Source organism: Bradyrhizobium guangdongense (assembly GCF_004114975.1).
Lineage (GTDB): Bacteria > Pseudomonadota > Alphaproteobacteria > Rhizobiales > Xanthobacteraceae > Bradyrhizobium > Bradyrhizobium guangdongense.
Genome location: NZ_CP030051.1, coordinates 3,908,062 through 3,925,366, shown reverse-complemented (window position 1 = coordinate 3,925,366; position 17,305 = coordinate 3,908,062). Strand labels below are relative to the sequence as shown.

General features: G+C 64.3%; 19 protein-coding genes and 1 tRNA gene. 7 read left to right on the top strand and 13 right to left on the bottom strand.

Annotated elements, in window-relative coordinates; all coding sequences use genetic code 11:
- Positions 1 to 132 precede the first annotated feature (132 nt).
- Together X265_RS18835 and X265_RS18830 are read left to right on the top strand one after the other, a co-directional pair.
- Positions 133 to 209: transfer RNA gene (locus X265_RS18835), tRNA-Arg, on the top strand.
- Positions 210 to 416: 207 nt separating this feature from the next.
- Positions 417 to 626, top strand: coding sequence for a hypothetical protein (locus tag X265_RS18830; RefSeq protein WP_244659333.1), 210 nt, complete (start codon positions 417 to 419; stop codon positions 624 to 626).
- A gap of 55 nt (positions 627 to 681) precedes the next feature.
- On the opposite strand, the gene X265_RS18825 is transcribed toward X265_RS18830, so the two are convergent.
- The 5 genes from X265_RS18825 to X265_RS18805 form a co-directional block, all read right to left on the bottom strand.
- On the bottom strand, positions 682 to 1,959 hold the full coding sequence (locus X265_RS18825; RefSeq protein ID WP_128966161.1) for a hypothetical protein: 1,278 nt from the start codon (positions 1,957 to 1,959) through the stop codon (positions 682 to 684).
- A gap of 185 nt (positions 1,960 to 2,144) precedes the next feature.
- On the bottom strand, positions 2,145 to 2,363 hold the full coding sequence (locus tag X265_RS18820; protein ID WP_128966160.1) for a hypothetical protein: 219 nt from the start codon (positions 2,361 to 2,363) through the stop codon (positions 2,145 to 2,147).
- Positions 2,364 to 3,002: 639 nt separating this feature from the next.
- Positions 3,003 to 3,785: a hypothetical protein gene (locus X265_RS18815; protein WP_164938675.1), complete on the bottom strand. Its 783-nt coding sequence runs from the start codon at positions 3,783 to 3,785 to the stop codon at positions 3,003 to 3,005.
- A gap of 197 nt (positions 3,786 to 3,982) precedes the next feature.
- A complete protein-coding gene (locus X265_RS18810) occupies positions 3,983 to 4,219 on the bottom strand; it encodes a DUF2273 domain-containing protein (RefSeq protein ID WP_128966159.1) in 237 nt (78 codons plus the stop codon).
- Positions 4,220 to 4,287: 68 nt separating this feature from the next.
- Positions 4,288 to 4,524 (bottom strand): hypothetical protein, encoded by a 237-nt coding sequence (locus X265_RS18805; RefSeq protein WP_128966158.1) that lies wholly within the window; start codon positions 4,522 to 4,524, stop codon positions 4,288 to 4,290.
- Between the two features lie 265 nt (positions 4,525 to 4,789).
- Here X265_RS18805 and X265_RS18800 point away from each other — a divergent pair, with 265 nt between their 5' ends.
- Positions 4,790 to 5,137: a DUF6481 family protein gene (locus tag X265_RS18800; RefSeq protein ID WP_128966157.1), complete on the top strand. Its 348-nt coding sequence runs from the start codon at positions 4,790 to 4,792 to the stop codon at positions 5,135 to 5,137.
- A 161-nt stretch (positions 5,138 to 5,298) separates the two neighbouring features.
- Here X265_RS18800 and X265_RS18795 read toward each other — a convergent pair whose 3' ends face one another.
- Positions 5,299 to 5,541: a pentapeptide MXKDX repeat protein gene (locus X265_RS18795; protein ID WP_128966156.1), complete on the bottom strand. Its 243-nt coding sequence runs from the start codon at positions 5,539 to 5,541 to the stop codon at positions 5,299 to 5,301.
- Between the two features lie 324 nt (positions 5,542 to 5,865).
- Here X265_RS18795 and X265_RS18790 point away from each other — a divergent pair, with 324 nt between their 5' ends.
- From X265_RS18790 to X265_RS18780, 3 genes are read left to right on the top strand one after another with little or no spacing between them, the layout of a single operon-like run.
- Positions 5,866 to 6,888 carry a TRAP transporter substrate-binding protein gene (locus X265_RS18790; RefSeq protein WP_128966155.1) on the top strand — a complete coding sequence of 341 codons (1,023 nt, stop codon included), beginning with the start codon at positions 5,866 to 5,868 and terminating at the stop codon, positions 6,886 to 6,888.
- Positions 6,885 to 7,439 carry a TRAP transporter small permease gene (locus X265_RS18785; protein WP_128966154.1) on the top strand — a complete coding sequence of 185 codons (555 nt, stop codon included), beginning with the start codon at positions 6,885 to 6,887 and terminating at the stop codon, positions 7,437 to 7,439. Before X265_RS18790 ends, X265_RS18785 begins: the two co-directional genes overlap by 4 nt.
- Positions 7,436 to 8,794: a TRAP transporter large permease gene (locus X265_RS18780; protein ID WP_128966153.1), complete on the top strand. Its 1,359-nt coding sequence runs from the start codon at positions 7,436 to 7,438 to the stop codon at positions 8,792 to 8,794. Before X265_RS18785 ends, X265_RS18780 begins: the two co-directional genes overlap by 4 nt.
- Positions 8,795 to 8,890: 96 nt before the next feature.
- Here X265_RS18780 and X265_RS18775 read toward each other — a convergent pair whose 3' ends face one another.
- The 4 genes from X265_RS18775 to X265_RS18760 are packed head-to-tail and all read right to left on the bottom strand — an operon-like array spanning position 8,891 to position 14,568.
- The gene (locus X265_RS18775) at positions 8,891 to 9,802 is read right to left on the bottom strand and encodes a hydroxymethylglutaryl-CoA lyase (protein WP_128966152.1); all 912 of its coding nucleotides are present in this window, start codon (positions 9,800 to 9,802) and stop codon (positions 8,891 to 8,893) included.
- 1 nt (position 9,803) lies between these two features.
- The gene (locus X265_RS18770; protein WP_164938674.1) at positions 9,804 to 11,807 is read right to left on the bottom strand and encodes an acetyl/propionyl/methylcrotonyl-CoA carboxylase subunit alpha; all 2,004 of its coding nucleotides are present in this window, start codon (positions 11,805 to 11,807) and stop codon (positions 9,804 to 9,806) included.
- A gap of 4 nt (positions 11,808 to 11,811) precedes the next feature.
- A complete protein-coding gene (locus X265_RS18765; RefSeq protein ID WP_128966150.1) occupies positions 11,812 to 13,416 on the bottom strand; it encodes a carboxyl transferase domain-containing protein in 1,605 nt (534 codons plus the stop codon).
- Between the two features lie 24 nt (positions 13,417 to 13,440).
- Complete coding sequence (locus X265_RS18760) at positions 13,441 to 14,568, bottom strand: isovaleryl-CoA dehydrogenase (protein ID WP_128969332.1); 1,128 nt, start codon at positions 14,566 to 14,568, stop codon at positions 13,441 to 13,443.
- 169 nt (positions 14,569 to 14,737) lie between these two features.
- Between X265_RS18760 and X265_RS18755 the strand changes: the two genes are divergently transcribed.
- Positions 14,738 to 15,775 (top strand): AraC family transcriptional regulator, encoded by a 1,038-nt coding sequence (locus tag X265_RS18755; protein WP_128966149.1) that lies wholly within the window; start codon positions 14,738 to 14,740, stop codon positions 15,773 to 15,775.
- Between the two features lie 93 nt (positions 15,776 to 15,868).
- On the opposite strand, the gene X265_RS18750 is transcribed toward X265_RS18755, so the two are convergent.
- The 3 genes from X265_RS18750 to X265_RS18740 form a co-directional block, all read right to left on the bottom strand.
- Complete coding sequence (locus tag X265_RS18750; protein ID WP_128966148.1) at positions 15,869 to 16,165, bottom strand: DUF3551 domain-containing protein; 297 nt, start codon at positions 16,163 to 16,165, stop codon at positions 15,869 to 15,871.
- Between the two features lie 213 nt (positions 16,166 to 16,378).
- On the bottom strand, positions 16,379 to 16,873 hold the full coding sequence (locus X265_RS18745) for an Lrp/AsnC family transcriptional regulator (protein ID WP_128966147.1): 495 nt from the start codon (positions 16,871 to 16,873) through the stop codon (positions 16,379 to 16,381).
- A gap of 97 nt (positions 16,874 to 16,970) precedes the next feature.
- Entirely contained in the window at positions 16,971 to 17,276 is a 306-nt protein-coding gene (locus X265_RS18740; RefSeq protein ID WP_128966146.1) for an ETC complex I subunit, read from the bottom strand.
- Positions 17,277 to 17,305 lie beyond the last annotated feature (29 nt).

Below are 17,305 nucleotides of genomic sequence, written 5' to 3'. Positions count from 1 at the left end.
CCCTGACACTTCACCGTTCCGTTTTGTCGCGCCACAGAGGAAAACGGTTCGGTTCAGACTTGGCGAAACGCCGGATTTTTCCTATTGGCATGCTATATGAACAGCCGGCCCCAGCGCGGGGCGGTTCAGGACGGTCCCGTAGCTCAACTGGATAGAGCATCAGATTTCTACTCTGAGGGTTGCAGGTTCGATTCCTGCCGGGATCGCCAAAACCTCAGCCTTGTCGACGTGCGACGGCGTTCATCATGAAACGCGAAACGCGCCACCCGATCCCTTCCTTGCCGATCCCATGTCTTTCACGAACGCGTGGGTTGGCTTTCTCCGGTCTTTGAACCGGACGGACGCGCCCTATCTATGCGCGGCGGGCTAGCTTTGCCCGAGAAGGACCGTCGATGCCGCGAACTGAACTAACGAGAATGGGAATCGCCCTTGCGGTGGCGGTCGTTGCAATGTCGTTTCTGGCGCTCGACGCAGTCGTCGACGTCAACTCCGGCGCAATCAAGCAGCGCATCGAAACGGCGCAGGCTTCCATTGTCCATGTTGCCATGAGCCCTCATGACCTCGCCTCCGCCGTCCAGGCCTGGACGCATCGCGACCATGAGAAGCAGCCATCGGCGATCGAATAATGCCTGCGCGGCAACAAGTCGGCCGGGCAAATCGACGATAGGCCGGTCGTGACGATCATAGCCGGCATTGATTCGACCGCCACCACTCCGCGATCGCCGCTGCAAGGTCATTCCACGGCCTGGTCGGCAGATCCGGGACCGCGACCCGGACGCTGTACCGGTCCGTGGTCGCGTCGTGAAACCATTCGGTCGCGGCAAAGTCGAAGCCGAAGCTGCCGGCGTGGCGGATGGGATGTCCCTTTCGGCTCAGATCGTGACTCATGGCCTCGGCGGCTCGCCGCGCACTTGCCTCGTCGAGGGGACGACCGGCGCGGAGCGTGACGTAGAGGCCATGGGTGAAGTGGAGTTCGGCCGCGAGCGAAGCAAGCTCGCGCGCGAACAAGCAAGCGGCATGGCGACCATTGCGCAGGATGGCTGCGACACGGGTCTTCGTTAACGCCCAATACGCATCACTGCCGACAAAAGGCGGGAAGTGCGCCGGCAGCGCCGCGCCGCCGAGAAGCCGAACCGCATTGCTTGTATCCACGGCAAGCCGTTTGATCATCGAACGGCGTTGCTCAGCGCCCTGCTCGCTCCAGCTGACGAAAACCGCAGAACCGAGCCTGCCGTATTCCGCACCGAGCGAATCCAGCTTGTTATGACTTCGCACCATCACCACCGGAAGCCTGCATCGCTTCGCCCAGCGCAGCACGCGCCGGATGCGCCCTGAGCGGCCGGCAAAGCACGTCGTGTCGAACACCAGAAGATCGAGGCCAGCCCCGTCGCAGTGCAGAACGGCTTCGAACGCGCCGGCAGAGATGCACGAATCCAGCAGCAAGATGCGCGGCGTGCCGGTTCGGCCAAAGGCATCCGCCAGCGGCAGTTTCAGGGGAACGAGACGCAAGCTCGGAACAAAGCGCTCGATCAGCTCCAACGTCTCACCGTAGGAGCCCGGCAGCACCAGAATATCTCCATGGGCGAAAGTCAATGCGGATGCCAGCAGCAGCGTCGAGATCGCGGCCATGCCCGAAGCGGAATAGATCGTCTCGCTGATGCAGCCGTGCTCGAGTTCATAGAACGAAGGGCCGGTGACAGTGAGATCTGCCCGCTGGTAGTCATAACTGAAAGCGAACGGACCGCTGGTGGGACAGGCCGATGCCGACCACGCCGTCTCCGTCGCTTTCCAGTCCTGCAGCGCATGCTCCGCATGCAGCATGGCGGTGAGCTGGAATTTTGTCTTGATGACCTCATCCACCGATCGCGGACGGGGCAAGCGTCGCGGGTTCTTCAGGCAATCGTTCAGCAGCCCGATTTCCCTGTGCTTGCGATCGAGATAGGCTTCAATGGTCTCCATGCGCGTCTTGATGCAACGATCGGAAAGCTTCCATCGCTCTTCAACGCTTGGCGTGTGCAGGAGGTCCAACGGCGGCTTTTTGTTCGTTCACGATCCGACTCCGCTTCGTTCCCCGAGCACGAATCGAGACCGCGAAATCGGCGTATCGAGGAGTCTTAACGCCGCGTTTCTGCAGCTTGAGTTTATCAAGCCTCGAGCGGCACGAGCGCAGGCCGCATCCGATACGCATCGATCGCGGCATTCGAGAGCAGCAATCTGCGCCGCTCGCCGCGAATCATCATGCGATCGATCCTGTTCAGGATGAAGCGGGCCGCATCCTTGCGCTCGCCCGTGAGCAGACCGGACTGGTCGAGATATTTCCAGGCGATCTCGAAAGACTGTGCGCGCAATTCAAGGTCGGTCATGTCGGGCCAACGTCGGCCGGGAACAGATGTTCCTTTGCGAGCTTCAGCCGAGCGAAACAACCGCCAGCCGCCACGCGGAACGGAATCGCGACGGGCGTGTTGTCTGCGATGAAATAGAGTGGTGCCGACCCGCCAGCCCCGGTCGGCTTTGAAGGGCCCCGTGCTTGTCCCCCCGAGCACGGGGCTTTCTCATGGCTCGTCACAACGCCCGGACCGGGCAGACCATCAAGATAGAAATCAGTCTCTCCGCTCGTCGTCGCGACGATCGCGGGCGAGCTGATGCCAAGCCAGCGCCAGCTCGATGAGTCGTTGCCGGTCGGCGCCTTCGGACGCCGCCGCACGCTTCATCGCTGCCTCGGCTTCAAGCTGCGGGTCGTACTTCGTGCACATCGACGGAGATTCTAGCCGCCCGATATGGACAAGTGCGTGGCAAATTCGTCCGTATGATTGCGGAGGGCAAAAGTGGCATCGCTGCGCTTCCGCACGATATTACCGCGACGAGTTTTGCGAGCGACCGGCGCGAGATCACGGCGCCGGCGATGTTCGTGTTTTCCTCATTCCGGAGCGATCCCGGCCTCTCGACGAAAACGAGGCGGGCACCGGGCCCGCCTCGCTCACGTTGGATTGCGCGCTCAAGCTTCAGTAGCAAGCGCGCGGATCGGCCTGGACATACTGGCCGCTCGGATAGCGGTAGTAGCAAATGCCCTCGGCCCAATAGTAGCCCGGGCGCGAAGCGGCCGTAGCGCCCGCGATTGCACCGGTCGCGCCGCCGATGACGGCGCCAGCGGCTGCGCCCGTGGCGCTGCCGGACAGCAAGCCACCGAGCACCCCGCCGACGATGGCGCCGCCGAGCGCGCTCGCACCCGGATCGGCCGGCGGCGGTGGGGGCGGCGGTTCATAGGCGACCGGCGGACCGGGCGGTGCGTAAGCCACCGGCACGTCGTCGATATACTCTTCGGAGATGTAAGCGGGCGGACCATCCATCCGCTCCGGATAATAGTACCAGACGCCACCGACGTCCCACCACCAGCCGGAGCGGCCGTTGTGGACTTCATGCCGCCAGCGTCCGCCTTCCCAGGCAAGATTGCCACGATAGGCGTGTCCGCCCCAGTCGCGCGTCGGCGCGGGGCCGCGCGCCATGGTGCGTCCGGGTCTCGGAGCCGGACCACCGGCTGCGTGGTGGCCTGGGGCTGGTGCCGTATGGGCCTGGCCACCGGGCTGCGGCGCGGGTCTCGCGGCCTGCTGCGGCGGAGGTCCCTTGCGCGTATTCTGGTTGGTCTGGGGCGGCGTGCCGGCACCCTGCCCCGGCGGCTGGGCAGCGGCCTTCGGCGGACCCGCGTCCTGCGCTTGCGCTGACAGCGCCAGCAACGACATGGCCGAAACCATGGGAATGATGATCTTCATGCGGCCGGACGCACTCATTGTGCTACCCCCTACTTTCAGAAATTGCCGTGGTCCACGCGCGATAGACGATTCTGATCGCACCTGGCTGATGCCGGCTGACAAAGCTAACCTGCCGAAGCGACCGGTCAAAATTGACCCGCCCATCCGGCCGTGTCCCGTTACAAATGATTAAGATCACGGCAATTTTTCGTTCGGCGACGACTCACCAAACCAGTCTAGCGGGCCGGCTCGATCACATTGCAATTGCTGCGCCCGGACATCAGGCAGTCCTGCATCTTGCTCGCCGCCGTGAGGTCGCGGGCGAGCCACAGGCCGATCCCGAGGATGACGGCCGCGATGATCAGTCCCGCGATGGCGCCGCGGCGGCTGTCCCCGGATGGGGGCTTTGGCGGCCCGCTGGGCTTCTCGATCGGATCAGACTTGGAGGCAGGATTGGATTCAGGCTTGGGCATGGGAGGTCTTGTCGCTCCGGTGAGGCCCTGTAGCACCTCTGCGACGTCCCGTCACATCCACGCAGCCCTCACCCCCTGGTCGGCTTCAGCGCCTCTTTGCGCGAGGTCTCAACCGCCGGGATCGCGTGCTGCGCGCGCGGTGCGCAACTCGTGAGGATGAACGCGGTCTGGGTGCACTCCCAATTGGCTCCCAAAACGGTGCTCTCGATGGGTTGCGGGCGTCCAGCCAACAGCAGCGCACCGGCGACAGCCACCGCGGCGGCCGTGATTGCAAGGGCCTTCGGGCTCAGCCGGAAAAAGATCATGCCCGTGCTCCGTCTCGTTGGGGCGGACGCTAAGCGCCGCCGCTGGGTGCCCTTATGAGGGACATCACAATTCGGCAGTTTTTCCGGGCTACGAAGGATCGGCTGGGTAAGCGATTTCGTTGACCTGATCGGCTGCGATTATGGGTGGCTTCACGACGCGCGGCGATGTACACGCTTCTGCGTCGTGTGGCGCCTGCTTGTGCCCAGCCGACGTACCAACAGGCAGTGATGTAGGATCGAAAGCGAGGATGACAAGGCTCGTCGAATGAGTGGATTTAGGGAACCCGGCTTCGCAGACCGGCAAAAGGCGGCGCTGGAAGCCCGCAAAAATCTTTTGAACAAATTCAAGTCGCAGCCGGGCCCTGACGATCCTGCTGTGGTGGCAAAGCGCGCCGAGCGGGAGGCGCTCGCGGCTAAGCGCGCTGAAGCAAAGGCTGCGCGCGAGGCTGAAAAGGCCGAGCAGAAGCGCATCGAGGAAGAAGCCAAGGCTGCCGAAGCGGCACGCCTTGCGCGGGAGGCCGAGGAAGCGGCTGCCAAGGCCGCAGCGCTCGAAGCCGAGCAGAAGGCCAAGCGCGACGCGCGTTACGCCGCCCGCAAGGCCAAGCGGAAGTAAGCGTCAACAAAATTTGACCTGAAGCGCACCTGCTTCAGGTCAAATCATGATGGATCAGCCGGGTCCCCGCGAATGCGCGGACCCGATGATGGAGCGTGGGCCAAGCCCCGCAGGGTGCATGCCGGGCTCGTCTTGTTGGACGACCGGGCGCCGGCAGACGATCAGTTCTTCTTCATCATCCCGTCGTCCTTCTTCATGCCGTCCTTGGACATGTGATCCTTCTTCATGCCGTCGTCCTTGGACATGGTGTCCTTCTTCATGCTGTCTTTGGACATCGTTTCCTTTTTCATCATGCCGTCGTCCTTGCCCATTTTGTCCTGAGCAAAGGCAGCCGGCGACAGCGCAAGGCCGAGCGAGAGAGCGGCAGCCGAGACGCCGAGCACGATGCGGGTGCGAATGGTCATGAGAAATAATCCCTTCGAGATGGTGTTTGTCAGCGACGTGTGCCGCTACCGAGTCTCGACGGATCGACGCCCGTGCTTGTTACGTCGGACCTTAGATCTTTTTGCGTGTCGTCGGGCGCGCCTCGCGCGATCGTCGCAGCGTTAACGATGGCACGGTGACGCCGGCGCGTGCAGCGCAGCAAGGCCAACCCTTGCCGCGGCATTACGTCTCGAACTATCAGATGAGAGAATTCGAGGTCGAAGACCGGCTAGGATGGGCCTCCGCACCGGTCTCATCACCCATTCAGATCACTTCAAAGAAGAACCGTCCAAGGGGATCACACCATGTTCACGCGCCGCCATCTGCTCGCGACCGCCGTCGCCGCACCCGCCATTCTCCGTTTCGGCATTGGCACCGCGCACGCCGCAACCACGCTGAAGATCTCGCACCAATTCCCCGGCGGCACCATCGACAAGGGCGATTTCCGCGACCGGCTCTGCCGCATGTTCGCGGCCGAAGTCAGCAAACGCAGCAACGGCGACATCGCCGCCGAAATCTATCCGAACTCCTCGCTGATCAAGACCAACGCGCAGTTCTCGGCCATGCGCAAGGGCGCGCTCGACATCTCTCTCTATCCGATGCCCTATGCCGGCGGCGAATTGCCCGAGACGAATATCGGCCTGATGCCCGGCCTCGTTACCACCTATGACCAGGGCATGCGCTGGAAAAAGGAGCCGGTCGGCAAGGCGCTGACCGACTTCCTTGCCGACAAGGGCATCATCCTCCTGAGCTGGGTATGGCAAGCCGGCGGCGTAGCCAGCCGCTCCAAGCCGATCGTGGCGCCGGAGGACGCCAAGGGCATGAAGGTGCGCGGCGGCTCGCGCGAGATGGACATGGTGCTGCAGACCGCCGGCGCCTCGGTGCTGTCGGTCCCCTCCAACGAAATCTACGCGGCGATGCAGACCGGCGCCTGCGACGCAGGCATCACCTCCTCCACCAGCCTGATCTCGTTCCGCCTCGAAGAGGTCGCGAAATCGCTGACCTCGGGTGCGGGCGCGTCCTACTGGTTCATGCTCGAGCCCCTGATGATGTCGAAGGCGATCTTCGACAAGCTGCCTAAGAACCAGCAGGACATCCTCGTCGCCGTCGGCGCAGAGCTCGAAGCCTTCGGCCGCAAGGGCGCGCAGGATGACGACGTCGAGGTCGCCAAGGTCTACGAGAAGGCCGGCGCCAAGGTCTCGGCGCTCGATGCCGCGACCGTCGGCAAGTGGCGCGACATCGCCCGCGACACCGCGTGGAAGGATTACGGCGCCAAGACCGCGACAGCTGCGAACCTGCTCAAGCTCGCCTCCGACGTCGCTGCATGAGCCACGGTCCGCTTCCGGATCGGGACGATCAGATGAATTCTGCCGCAAGGACCGGCCTTGCGGCAGCGCTCGATCGCGGCCTCGCCATCCTCAATCGCGTCATCGTCGTGTTTGCGTCGCTGGCGCTGGTCGCGGCCTGTGCAATCCTGAGCTACAGCGTGCTGAGCCGCGCGTTGTTCAAGGCCGCCAATTACTGGCAGGATGAAGCCGCCGTGTTCCTGCTGGTCGGCGCCACCTTCATGACGGCGGCCTATGTGCAGCAGAACCGCGGCCACATCGGCATCGAGGCTTTCGTCGGGCTCCTGTCGCCGCTGGCGAACAGGATCCGGCTCTGGTGCGTCGACGTCGTGACGTTCCTGTTCTGCGCGTTTTTCACCTGGAAGTCCTGGACGCTGGCGCATGAGGCCTATGTCGACGGCCAGGTCTCGAATTCGATGTGGTCGCCGCCCCTCGCCATTCCCTATTCACTGATGGCGCTCGGCATGAGCCTGCTCTGCGTCCAGATCCTCGTGCAGCTGGCGCTGCCTTTCGCAGGAGCCCGGCGTCCATGAGCGTCTTCGGTATCGGTATAGCTTACGGAGTCGCGACGCTGCTCGTGATGTTTTCGGGCATGCCGATCGCATTCGCGCTCGGCGCGGTCGCGGTCGTGTTCATGGGCATCTACATGCCCTCGGCATCGCTCGATACGGTGACGCAGAACGTCTACGAGGAGATGGCCTCGATCACGCTGCTGTCGATCCCGCTGTTCATCCTGAAGGGCGCGGCGATCGGCAAGTCGCGGGCCGGCCAGGATCTCTATTCGGCCCTGCATGCCTGGCTGCATCGCGTGCCCGGCGGCCTCGGCGTTGCCAACGTCTTCGCCTGCGCGCTGTTCGCGGCGATGGCGGGCTCGAGCCCTGCCACCTGCTCGGCGATCGGCTCGGCCGGCATTCCGGAGATGCGCAAGCGCGGCTATTCCGGCGGTTTCGCGGCCGGCATCATCGCCGCCGGCGGCACGCTTGGCATTCTGCTGCCCCCCTCCATCACCATGATCCTGTTCGCGGTGGCCGCGGAGAAGTCGCTGGGACGCCTGTTCCTCGCCGGCATCGGCCCCGGATTGCTGCTGGTCACGCTGTTCGGCGGCTACGCCGTGATCCGTTTCCGCCAGGAATACGCCGCGGCTGAAGCCGCCTACAAGAAAGGCGGCCCGGAAGCTGCCATCCTGACCCGCGACGAATATACGCTCGCCGAACGCTTCAGCGTGCTGCCGCGCGTCATCCCGTTCGTGCTGCTGCTGACAGGCGTGATGGCGGCGCTCTATGGCGGCTATGCCACGCCGTCGGAGACGGCCGGGCTCGGCGGCCTGCTGGCGCTGGGCCTGATTGCGGCGATCTATGGCGTGTGGCGGCCGAGCGATCTTGGCCCGATCATGAAATCGACGATCCGGGAATCCACCATGCTGATGATGATCATCGGCATGTCGCTGCTCTATTCCTACGTGATGAGCTATCTGCACATCTCGCAATCGGCGGCCGAATCCGTCGTCGCCATGCACCTGCCGCGTTGGGGACTGCTGTTCGCGATCCTCGTCATGGTCGTCGTGCTCGGTTTCTTCCTGCCGCCGGTCTCGATCATCCTGATGACGGCGCCGATCATCCTGCCGCCGCTCCGCGCCGCCAATTTCGACATCATTTGGTTCGGCGTGGTCATGACCATCGTCATGGAGATGGGGTTGATCCATCCCCCTGTTGGCCTCAACATCTTCGTCATCCGCAATGTCGCGCCAGACATCTCGCTCAGCGAGGTGATTTGGGGCACGCTGCCCTTCGTGCTGTTGATGATGGGCGCGGTGCTGCTGCTCTGCCTCGTGCCGGAGATCTCGACTTGGCTGCCGGACCTGGTGATGGGGCCGGATGCGAGCAGGTAGCGACATTCTCCATCGTCATTGCGAGCACAGCGAAGCAATCCAGAATTCTCGCGGAAAGACTCTGGATTGCTTCGCTACGCCCGCAGTGACGGAGAGTTAGGACGCAGCCCGCTTCCTCTTGGCATTCAGCGCGGTCGCAACCCGGCTCACGGGCGGCTTGCCCAGCACGGCGCTCATTGCGTTCGTCGCCGCCAGCAGCTTCTCCATGTCTACGCCGGTCTTCACTCCCATGCCTTCGAGCATGTATACGACGTCCTCGGTCGCGACATTGCCGGTGGCGCCCGGTGCATAAGGACAGCCGCCGAGACCGCCGGCGGCGGCATCGATGACTCGGACGCCCTCTTCCATCCCGGCATAGAGATTGGCCAGCGCCTGACCGTAGGTATCGTGGAAATGCATTGCGAGCTTTGCGGCGGGGACGTTAGCGACCACGGCGCGCAGCATCTCCTTCGCCTTGTCAGGCGTGCCGACGCCGATGGTGTCGCCTAGCGAGATCTCGTAGCAGCCGAGCTCCCACAGCGTGCCAGCGAGCTCGGCAACCGCCTTCGGCTTGATCTCGCCGTCGAACGGGCAGCCGAGCACGCAGGAGATGTAGCCGCGCACCTTGACACCGTCGGCCTTGGCGCGTGCCAGAACCGGCTTGAACCGCTCGATGGACTCCGCGACCGTGCAATTGATGTTGGCGCGGGAAAACCCTTCGGATGCTGCGGCGAACACCGATACGACTTTTGCGCCGGCCGCGCGCGCGGCATCGTAGCCCTTCTCGTTCGGCACGAGCACGTGGAATTCGGCCCCGCTCAAATGGGCGACGCCACGCAACACGGCCTCGGAGCTCGCCATCTGCGGGATCGCCTTGGGCGAGACGAAGGCTCCAACCTCGACCGTGTTGAGGCCGGCTCCGACCAGCGCCTCGATGAATGAGATGCGGGCCTCGACGCTGACTGACGTCTTCTCGTTCTGGAGGCCGTCGCGCGGCCCCATTTCGATGATGCGGACGGGATTGCCCATATCACTCTCCCGAGGGCTCGACCACGGCAAGCTCGACCCCTTCCTGCACGATGTCGCCGACCATGCACCTGATGGATTTCAGTACGCCCGCAAACGGCGCGCGCAGCGTCTGCTCCATCTTCATGACTTCCAGGGTGAGAATCGGCGCGCCCTTCTCGAGCTTCGCCCCCTCCTCGGCCAGCACGGCGACGACCGTGCCGGGCAATGGCGCCGCGATCTTGTCCTCGCCGACATGCTCCTCGCTCTCGCCGCCGAACGGGTCGACCCAATGCAGGTCGAAGCGGCCGTTGCGTGTGCGCAAATAGAGCTCATGGCCGGCGATCACGGCGGCAACCGAGGATTTGATGCCATCGAGCGTCAGGTCGAAACCGCCGTCCTTCGGCGCGACCGCGAACGCCAGCTCGCGCTCGCCGACCACCAGCGTCGACGGTCCGCTGCCGTAATTGAGCGTGATCTTTTGCTCCGGCCCATGCCCGACGCGGAAGGCAAAGCTGCGCTGGCGGCGGCCGACCGGCTGCCAGCCGAAGGTCTTCCAAGGTGAATTTGCCTCGCTTTGTGCAGCTAAACGCTCATCATTGACGATCGCAGCCACCGCGGCGCAAAGCTCGAGCTCGCCGGGTGCTGGCGAGGTCTGCGTCAAGACCGCGAGCTCGCGCTCGATGAAGCCGGTGTCGATCGCGTTCGCCCGCACCTTCGCGTGCGTCACCAGGGCCGACAGAAACGGGATGTTGGTCACGATGCCGCGGGCGTCGGAGTCCTCCAGGGCGCGGTTGAGTCGATCGATCGCGACATCGCGCGTCGGCGCCCATGCGATCATTTTCGCCAGCATGGCGTCGTAATACGGCGATACACTGTCGCCCTCGCGGTAGCCGGCGTCGATGCGCAGGCCGCCGGTCTCGGCCGGCAGCCGCCAGGTCGAGATCCTGCCGACCGACGGCATGAAGTTCTTGGTCGGATTTTCCGCGTAGACGCGCGCTTCAACGGCGTGGCCGTTGAGCTTGATCTCGTCCTGCTTGAGGGGCAGCGCCTCGCCGAAGGCCACGCGCAATTGCCATTCGACGAGATCGATGCCCGTGATCAGCTCGGTCACGGGATGTTCGACCTGGAGACGCGTGTTCATCTCGATGAAGAACACGTCTTTGCCATCGGAGACGAACTCGATGGTGCCGGCGCCGACATAACTCACCGCACCCGCGGCCTTTCGCGCGGCCGCGCAGACGGTCTCTCGCTGGGCAGCGTTGAGTGTCGGCGACGGCGCTTCCTCGATCACCTTCTGGTGCCGGCGCTGCAAGGTACATTCGCGCTCGAACAGCGACAGGAGATTGCCGTGGCCGTCGCCGATGATCTGCACCTCGATATGCCGGGGATTGTCGACATATTTCTCGATCAGCATGCGATCATCGCCGAACGCGGCCTTGGCCTCGCGCTTGGCGCTGACGATCGCCGGCGCAAGCTCCTCCGCCGAACGCACAATGCGCATGCCGCGGCCGCCGCCGCCGGCGGAGGCCTTCACCAGGATGGGGAAGCCGATCTTGTCCGCGGCCTTCGCCAGCGTCGCATCGTCCTGGGCCTCGCCGTGATAGCCTGGCACCAGCGGCACCCCGGCCTTCTCCATCAGCGCTTTGGAGCCCGACTTCGAACCCATCGCATTCATCATCTCGGCTGTCGGGCCGACGAAGACGAGACCGGCATCGAGGCAGGCCTGTGCGAATCCGGCATTCTCTGAAAGGAAGCCGTAGCCGGGATGCACGGCTTCAGCGCCGGTCTTCTTGGCGGCCTCGATCAGCCGCTCGACGTTGAGATAGCTGTCGCGGGCGCGCGCGGGCCCGAGCAGCACGGCCTCGTCCGCGAGCGCGACATGCATCGCATCGCGGTCGGCCTCGGAATAAACCGCGACGGTGCGCAGGCCCATGGCACGGGCGGTGCGGATGACGCGGCAGGCGATCTCGCCGCGGTTGGCGATCAGGAGCGTGCGAAAACGACGGTAGAGTTTTGAACGGTCCATCGCATCACATCCTGAACAGGCCGAATTTCGTCGGTTCGATCGGCGCATTCGACGCCGCCGAGAGGCCGAGGCCGAGCACGAGGCGCGTGTCGGCGGGATCGATCACGCCGTCGTCCCACAGGCGCGCGGTCGCATAATATGGATGTCCCTGGCTCTCATATTGTGCGCGGATCGGCTCGCGGAATTTGTCTTCCTCTTCTTTGGACCAGCTCTCGCCCTTGGCCTCGATATTGTCGCGGCGGACCTGGCTCAGCACCATCGAGGCCTGCTCACCGCCCATCACCGAGATGCGCGCATTCGGCCACATCCAGAGGAAGCGCGGCGAATAGGCACGGCCACACATGCCGTAATTGCCGGCGCCGTAGGAGCCGCCGATCACCACGGTGAATTTCGGCACCGAGGCGGTCGCAACCGCGGTCACCAGCTTGGCGCCATCGCGCGCGATGCCGCCGGCCTCGTATTTCTTGCCGACCATGAAGCCGGTGATGTTCTGCAGGAACACCAGGGGAATGCCGCGCTGGCAGCACAGCTCGATGAAATGCGCACCCTTCAGCGAGCTCTCGCTGAACAGAATGCCGTTGTTGGCGACGATGCCGACCGGATAGCCCCAGATATGGGCAAAGCCGCACACCAGCGTCGTGCCGTAGAGTTTCTTGAATTCGTCGAATTCCGAGCCGTCGACAACGCGGGCGATGATGTCGCGCACGTCGAACGGCTTCCTGCCATCGACCGGCACCACGCCGTAAATCTCCTCCGCGGCAAACAGCGGATCGCGCGGTGGATGCATGTTGAGGTTCGGCCGCGCCGCAGGTTTGAGCGTACCGACGATGCGGCGGGCAATGCCGATCGCATGCGCATCGTTCTGGGCATAGTGGTCGGTCACGCCCGACTGCCGCGAATGCACGTCGGCGCCGCCGAGCTCTTCGGCGCTGACGACCTCGCCGGTCGCGGCCTTCACCAGCGGCGGGCCGCCGAGAAAGATCGTGCCTTGATTCCGCACGATAATGCTCTCGTCCGACATCGCCGGCACATAGGCGCCGCCGGCCGTGCACGAACCCATCACGATCGCGAGCTGCGGAATGCCTTGCGAGGACATCTGCGCCTGGTTGTAGAAGATGCGACCGAAATGCCGCTCATCCGGAAAGATCTCGTCCTGCAGCGGCAGGAAGGCGCCGCCGGAATCGACCATGTAGACGCAAGGGAGATTGTTCTGCCGCGCGATGTCCTGCGCGCGCAGATGCTTCTTCACGGTCATCGGATAATAGGTGCCACCCTTGATGGTGGCGTCGTTGGCGACCACGACGCATTCGCGGCCCGAAATCCGCCCCACCCCGGTGACGATGCTCGCCGAATGCACATCACCGCCATAGAGGCCATGAGCCGCCAGCGGCGACAGCTCCAGGAACGAGGTGCCGGGGTCGAGCAGCAGATCGACGCGCTCGCGCGCCAGCATCTTGCCGCGCGCGGTATGGCGGTTGCGTGAGGCCTCGCCGCCGCCGCCGGCGACCTGGGCGAGCTTCTCGCGCAAGTCCGCGACGAGCGCGCGCATGGCGTCCGCATTGCGCGCAAAATCTGACGACGAGGGATCGATGCTGGAATGGAGCGGCATGTTGATTCCAATGAGGTGAAGGTTTTAAGCCGTCTCGGACATCAGCTCGCGGCCGATCAGCATGCGGCGGACCTCTGACGTCCCCGCGCCGATCTCATAGAGCTTGGCATCCCGCCAGAGCCGGCCGACCGGAAACTCGGACGTGTAGCCGACGCCGCCGAGCGCCTGGATCGCCTCGCCGGCCATCCACGTCGCCTTCTCCGCGGAATAAAGGATCGCGGCTGCGGCATCCTTGCGCAGCGTGCGTGCGTGATTGGCCCGGTCGCACGCCTTGCCGACGGCGTAGACATAGGCGCGTGTGGCCTGCCAGGTCGCGTACATGTCGGCGAGCTTGCCCTGCATCAGCTGGAAATCGCCGATCGGCTGACCGAACTGCTTGCGTTCGTGCATGTAGGGCACCACGGCATCCATGCACGCCGCCATGATGCCGAGCGGGCCGCCGGACAGCACCGCGCGCTCATAGTCGAGGCCGGACATCAGCACCTTGACGCCCTCACCCACCTTGCCCAGCACGTTCTCTTCCGGCACCTCGCATTCGTCGAAGAACAGCGGGTAGGTGTTGGAGCCACGCATGCCGAGCTTGTCGAGATGCTGGCCGTGCGTAAAACCCTTGAAGCCTTTCTCGATCAGGAAGGCGGTCATGCCGCGCGGACCGGCTTCAGGATCGGTCTTGGCGTAGACCACGAGCACGTCGGCGTCGCCGCCATTGGTGATCCACATCTTCGAGCCGTTGAGCACATAACGGTCGCCGCGCTTGTCGGCGCGCAGCTTCATCGAGACGACGTCGGAGCCGGCGCCCGGCTCGGACATCGCGAGCGCGCCGACATAGTCGCCGGAGATCAGCTTCGGCAGATAGCGCTGCCGCTGTGCGTCATTGCCGTTGCGGCGGATCTGGTTGACGCAGAGGTTGGAGTGGGCTCCGTAGGACAGTCCGATCGCGGCCGAGCCGCGGGAAATCTCCTCCATGGCGACGATATGGGCGAGATAGCCCATGTTGGAGCCGCCATATTGCTCCGGTGCGGTCATGCCGAGCAGCCCGAGGTCGCCGAAGCGCTTCCAGAGGTCGGCCGGGAACAGATTGGCCTTCTCGACCTCGGCCGCGCGCGGGGCCACCTCCGCCTCGACAAAGGCGCGCACGGTGTCGCGCAGCATGCTGATGTCTTCGCCCAGATCGAAATCGATGCTCGGGATGTTCAAGGCGATTCCTCCTGGGATCTTGCAAGGTCTTGTCGGCCCCGACCCTACTGCCGCCTGGGCACCGGGGCGGTCGAAAAGGTTGCATTTTCCGCCAAGTTTGGCGAGGATTTTCCAAGGGATTTCGATGACCTTTCAGGCCGCAACCGCCACACCCCGCCGCGCCATGACCCCTGCCGCCTTTGTCCGGGGTGTGGTCGCCGCCTATGCCCGTTATGGCAGGGATCCGGCCGAGGCGCTGAGCAAGGGTCAGGTCCTCCCCGATCTCCTGGGATCCCGGGATGGGCGGGTGACGGCCGCCCAGTTCGAGGCGCTCGCCGGCCATGCCATGCGCGAGCTCGACGACGAGGCGCTCGGCTGGTTCTCGCGCCGGCTGCCCTGGGGCAGCTATGGCATGCTGTGCCGCGCCTCGATCACCGCACCGACGCTCGAAGTCGCGCTCAAGCGCTGGTGCCGGCATCATCGCCTGCTGACCGAAGACGTGTTGTTCGAGCTGGCCACCGGCGAGGAGACCGCGACCATCTCGATCCGCGAGCAGCGCGAGCTCGGCGATCTGCGCGAGTTCTGCCTCGTCACCCTGCTCCGCTACGTGCTCGGCTTCTCCTGCTGGTCGATCGATTCCACGATCGCTTTGCGAGCGGCGGAATTTCCTTATGCCGAGCCCGGCCACGTCTCGGTGTACCCGACGATCTTCTGCAAGACCGTCCGCTTCGACGCGGGCCGCGCCAGCATCTGCTTCGACCGGCACTATCTCTCGCTGCCGCTGACGCGCAGCGCGGCCGATCTCGACAGCATGCTCAAGGGCGCGCTGCGCCTGACCGTGCTGCCCTATCGGCCCTATCGACGCGACCGCCTCCTGGTCGAGCGTGTCCGGCGCGTGCTGCGCGCGGCGCGCGGACGCAGTCTCGGCGCCGAGGATGTCGCCAGCGAGCTCGCGCTCTCCACCCGCACCATGCATCGCCGTCTGCGCGAGGAGGCAACCTCGTTGCGCGAGCTCAAGGAGGAGGCAAAGCTCGAACTCGCCAAGCTGGAACTGATGCGCGGCCGCACCCCGATCAAGCGGATCGCGGAGATCGCCGGCTTCAGAAACGAGAAGAGCTTCTCGCGCGCTTTCCGCAACTGGACCGGCGCCAGCCCGCGCGAGTTTCGCGGCCGCTATCGCTGAGGCGCGAGCGATGTCGCGTGCTTGTCACAAATTTACGGCCCCCGAGATCACCTCGGAGGCCGCAAAGCTCGAAACGGCTTCTAACGCTCTGCGTTAGTTCGAGTTGGTCTGGGCGCCCGGACGGAGCTTCGGGTGCCTGGTCTGCTTCGGCTGGAAGGCGAGCGCGTCGCTGGCGGTCTTCGCGCCGCCGCTCTGCGAGCAGGTACCGCCGATGCCGCCGGCTGCGGACCGGCAGGCTTCCATGGTCGGATAGCCGCAACCGTGAGCGGCCTGGGCGCCGTTGGTAATGCAGTAGTCGTCAGCCTTCGCGGTCGGCGCCGTCAAAACCAGAAACGCAGATGCAGCCAGCGTCGCAGCGGAAGCTGCGAACGTCTTCGAAATCGAGGTCATGTTGTCTTTCCTGCTTAAGGAGTCCCACAAAACAATCCTCGGCATGCGACGCAGGCTGAGGGTTCACACCTCGGATGTAGGCCGCGCCCATGAGCCGACAATCACGGCCCAGCGCATTGCAGCACTTCGCAAATCACATGTCTTTGTTATGTGATCTAGTAAGCTATATAATGCCACGAAGCTGTATAATTCCTGTCGTGAAGCGCGAAATCCCTAACCTGCAGATGCTGCAGCCACGACGTCAGGCACGGGCAGCGGCACGTCTTTCGCAACGCCCAGCACCGGAAAGCTGCGGACGTTCTTTACGTTCGGCATGGCCGCGAAATGCAAAAGCTGCCGGCGCATGCTCTCGACGCTCGGCGCGACGCATTTGAGCAGATAGTCGGTGTCGCCCGAAATTCGCCAGCACTGCTGGATCCGCGGGATCGCCGATATCGCCATCTCGAACGCCTCCAGCACCGGCTGCGCCTGGCTGCCGAGCTGGATCGAGACGAACGACACAACCTCGTAGCCGAGCAGCCGCTCGTCGATGACGGCGCGCACCGCGCGGATCACGCCGCGACTGAACAGTGATTTGAGCCGCCGCAGGCAGTTCGGTGCGGACACGCCGACGCGCAGCGCCAGCTCGTTGTTGCGAACCCGTCTGTCCTGCTGCAGTTCGGAGATTATCTTCAGATCGACGCCGTCGAGCTGGTCACGCCCGGCCATCCCCTGTCCTCGTCATGGTCGTGTCATGCGAGGCAGCGAAGCACGTGGGACAAGGAGTGCCAAGGGGCTGTTCAGCGGGACTGCCGAAGGGGGACCCTCAGTGCGTCCAGGGCTCGCCGCGGCGGAAGGAGAAATTGTCGGCGTAGGCGATCTGCCGATGCGCCGATTCCTTGGGCTCGATCACCTGGTAGGCGATGCCCTTGCGCTCGCAATAGGCGACCGCCTCCTCCTTGGTGTGGAAGCGCAGCGTGATCTGCTGCTTCATGTCGCCGGACGAGGTCCAGCCCATCAGCGGCTCGACGGCACGCGGCTGCTCCGGCTCGTAATCGAGCTGCCATTCCTTGGTCTTGAACCGGCCGGATTGCATCGCGTTCTTGGCGGGCTTGAAAATGCGTGCGGTCATTGGCGGGTCCGGCCTCTTGGTCTTTCGTT

Coding starts and splice junctions, on each gene's coding strand:
- X265_RS18780 (WP_128966153.1), top strand. CDS start 7,436: ATGAGCGTCTTCGGTATCGGTATAGCTTACGGAGTCGCGACGCTGCTC.
- X265_RS18740 (WP_128966146.1), bottom strand. CDS start 17,276: ATGACCGCACGCATTTTCAAGCCCGCCAAGAACGCGATGCAATCCGGC.
- X265_RS18795 (WP_128966156.1), bottom strand. CDS start 5,541: ATGACCATTCGCACCCGCATCGTGCTCGGCGTCTCGGCTGCCGCTCTC.
- X265_RS18755 (WP_128966149.1), top strand. CDS start 14,738: ATGACCTTTCAGGCCGCAACCGCCACACCCCGCCGCGCCATGACCCCT.
- X265_RS18810 (WP_128966159.1), bottom strand. CDS start 4,219: ATGCCCAAGCCTGAATCCAATCCTGCCTCCAAGTCTGATCCGATCGAG.
- X265_RS18830 (WP_244659333.1), top strand. CDS start 417: ATGGGAATCGCCCTTGCGGTGGCGGTCGTTGCAATGTCGTTTCTGGCG.
- X265_RS18785 (WP_128966154.1), top strand. CDS start 6,885: ATGAGCCACGGTCCGCTTCCGGATCGGGACGATCAGATGAATTCTGCC.
- X265_RS18750 (WP_128966148.1), bottom strand. CDS start 16,165: ATGACCTCGATTTCGAAGACGTTCGCAGCTTCCGCTGCGACGCTGGCT.
- X265_RS18745 (WP_128966147.1), bottom strand. CDS start 16,873: ATGGCCGGGCGTGACCAGCTCGACGGCGTCGATCTGAAGATAATCTCC.
- X265_RS18820 (WP_128966160.1), bottom strand. CDS start 2,363: ATGACCGACCTTGAATTGCGCGCACAGTCTTTCGAGATCGCCTGGAAA.
- X265_RS18800 (WP_128966157.1), top strand. CDS start 4,790: ATGAGTGGATTTAGGGAACCCGGCTTCGCAGACCGGCAAAAGGCGGCG.
- X265_RS18790 (WP_128966155.1), top strand. CDS start 5,866: ATGTTCACGCGCCGCCATCTGCTCGCGACCGCCGTCGCCGCACCCGCC.
- X265_RS18825 (WP_128966161.1), bottom strand. CDS start 1,959: ATGGAGACCATTGAAGCCTATCTCGATCGCAAGCACAGGGAAATCGGG.
- X265_RS18775 (WP_128966152.1), bottom strand. CDS start 9,802: ATGGGCAATCCCGTCCGCATCATCGAAATGGGGCCGCGCGACGGCCTC.
- X265_RS18805 (WP_128966158.1), bottom strand. CDS start 4,524: ATGATCTTTTTCCGGCTGAGCCCGAAGGCCCTTGCAATCACGGCCGCC.
- X265_RS18760 (WP_128969332.1), bottom strand. CDS start 14,568: ATGCTGCGCGACACCGTGCGCGCCTTTGTCGAGGCGGAGGTGGCCCCG.
- X265_RS18770 (WP_164938674.1), bottom strand. CDS start 11,807: ATGGACCGTTCAAAACTCTACCGTCGTTTTCGCACGCTCCTGATCGCC.
- X265_RS18765 (WP_128966150.1), bottom strand. CDS start 13,416: ATGCCGCTCCATTCCAGCATCGATCCCTCGTCGTCAGATTTTGCGCGC.
- X265_RS18815 (WP_164938675.1), bottom strand. CDS start 3,785: ATGAGTGCGTCCGGCCGCATGAAGATCATCATTCCCATGGTTTCGGCC.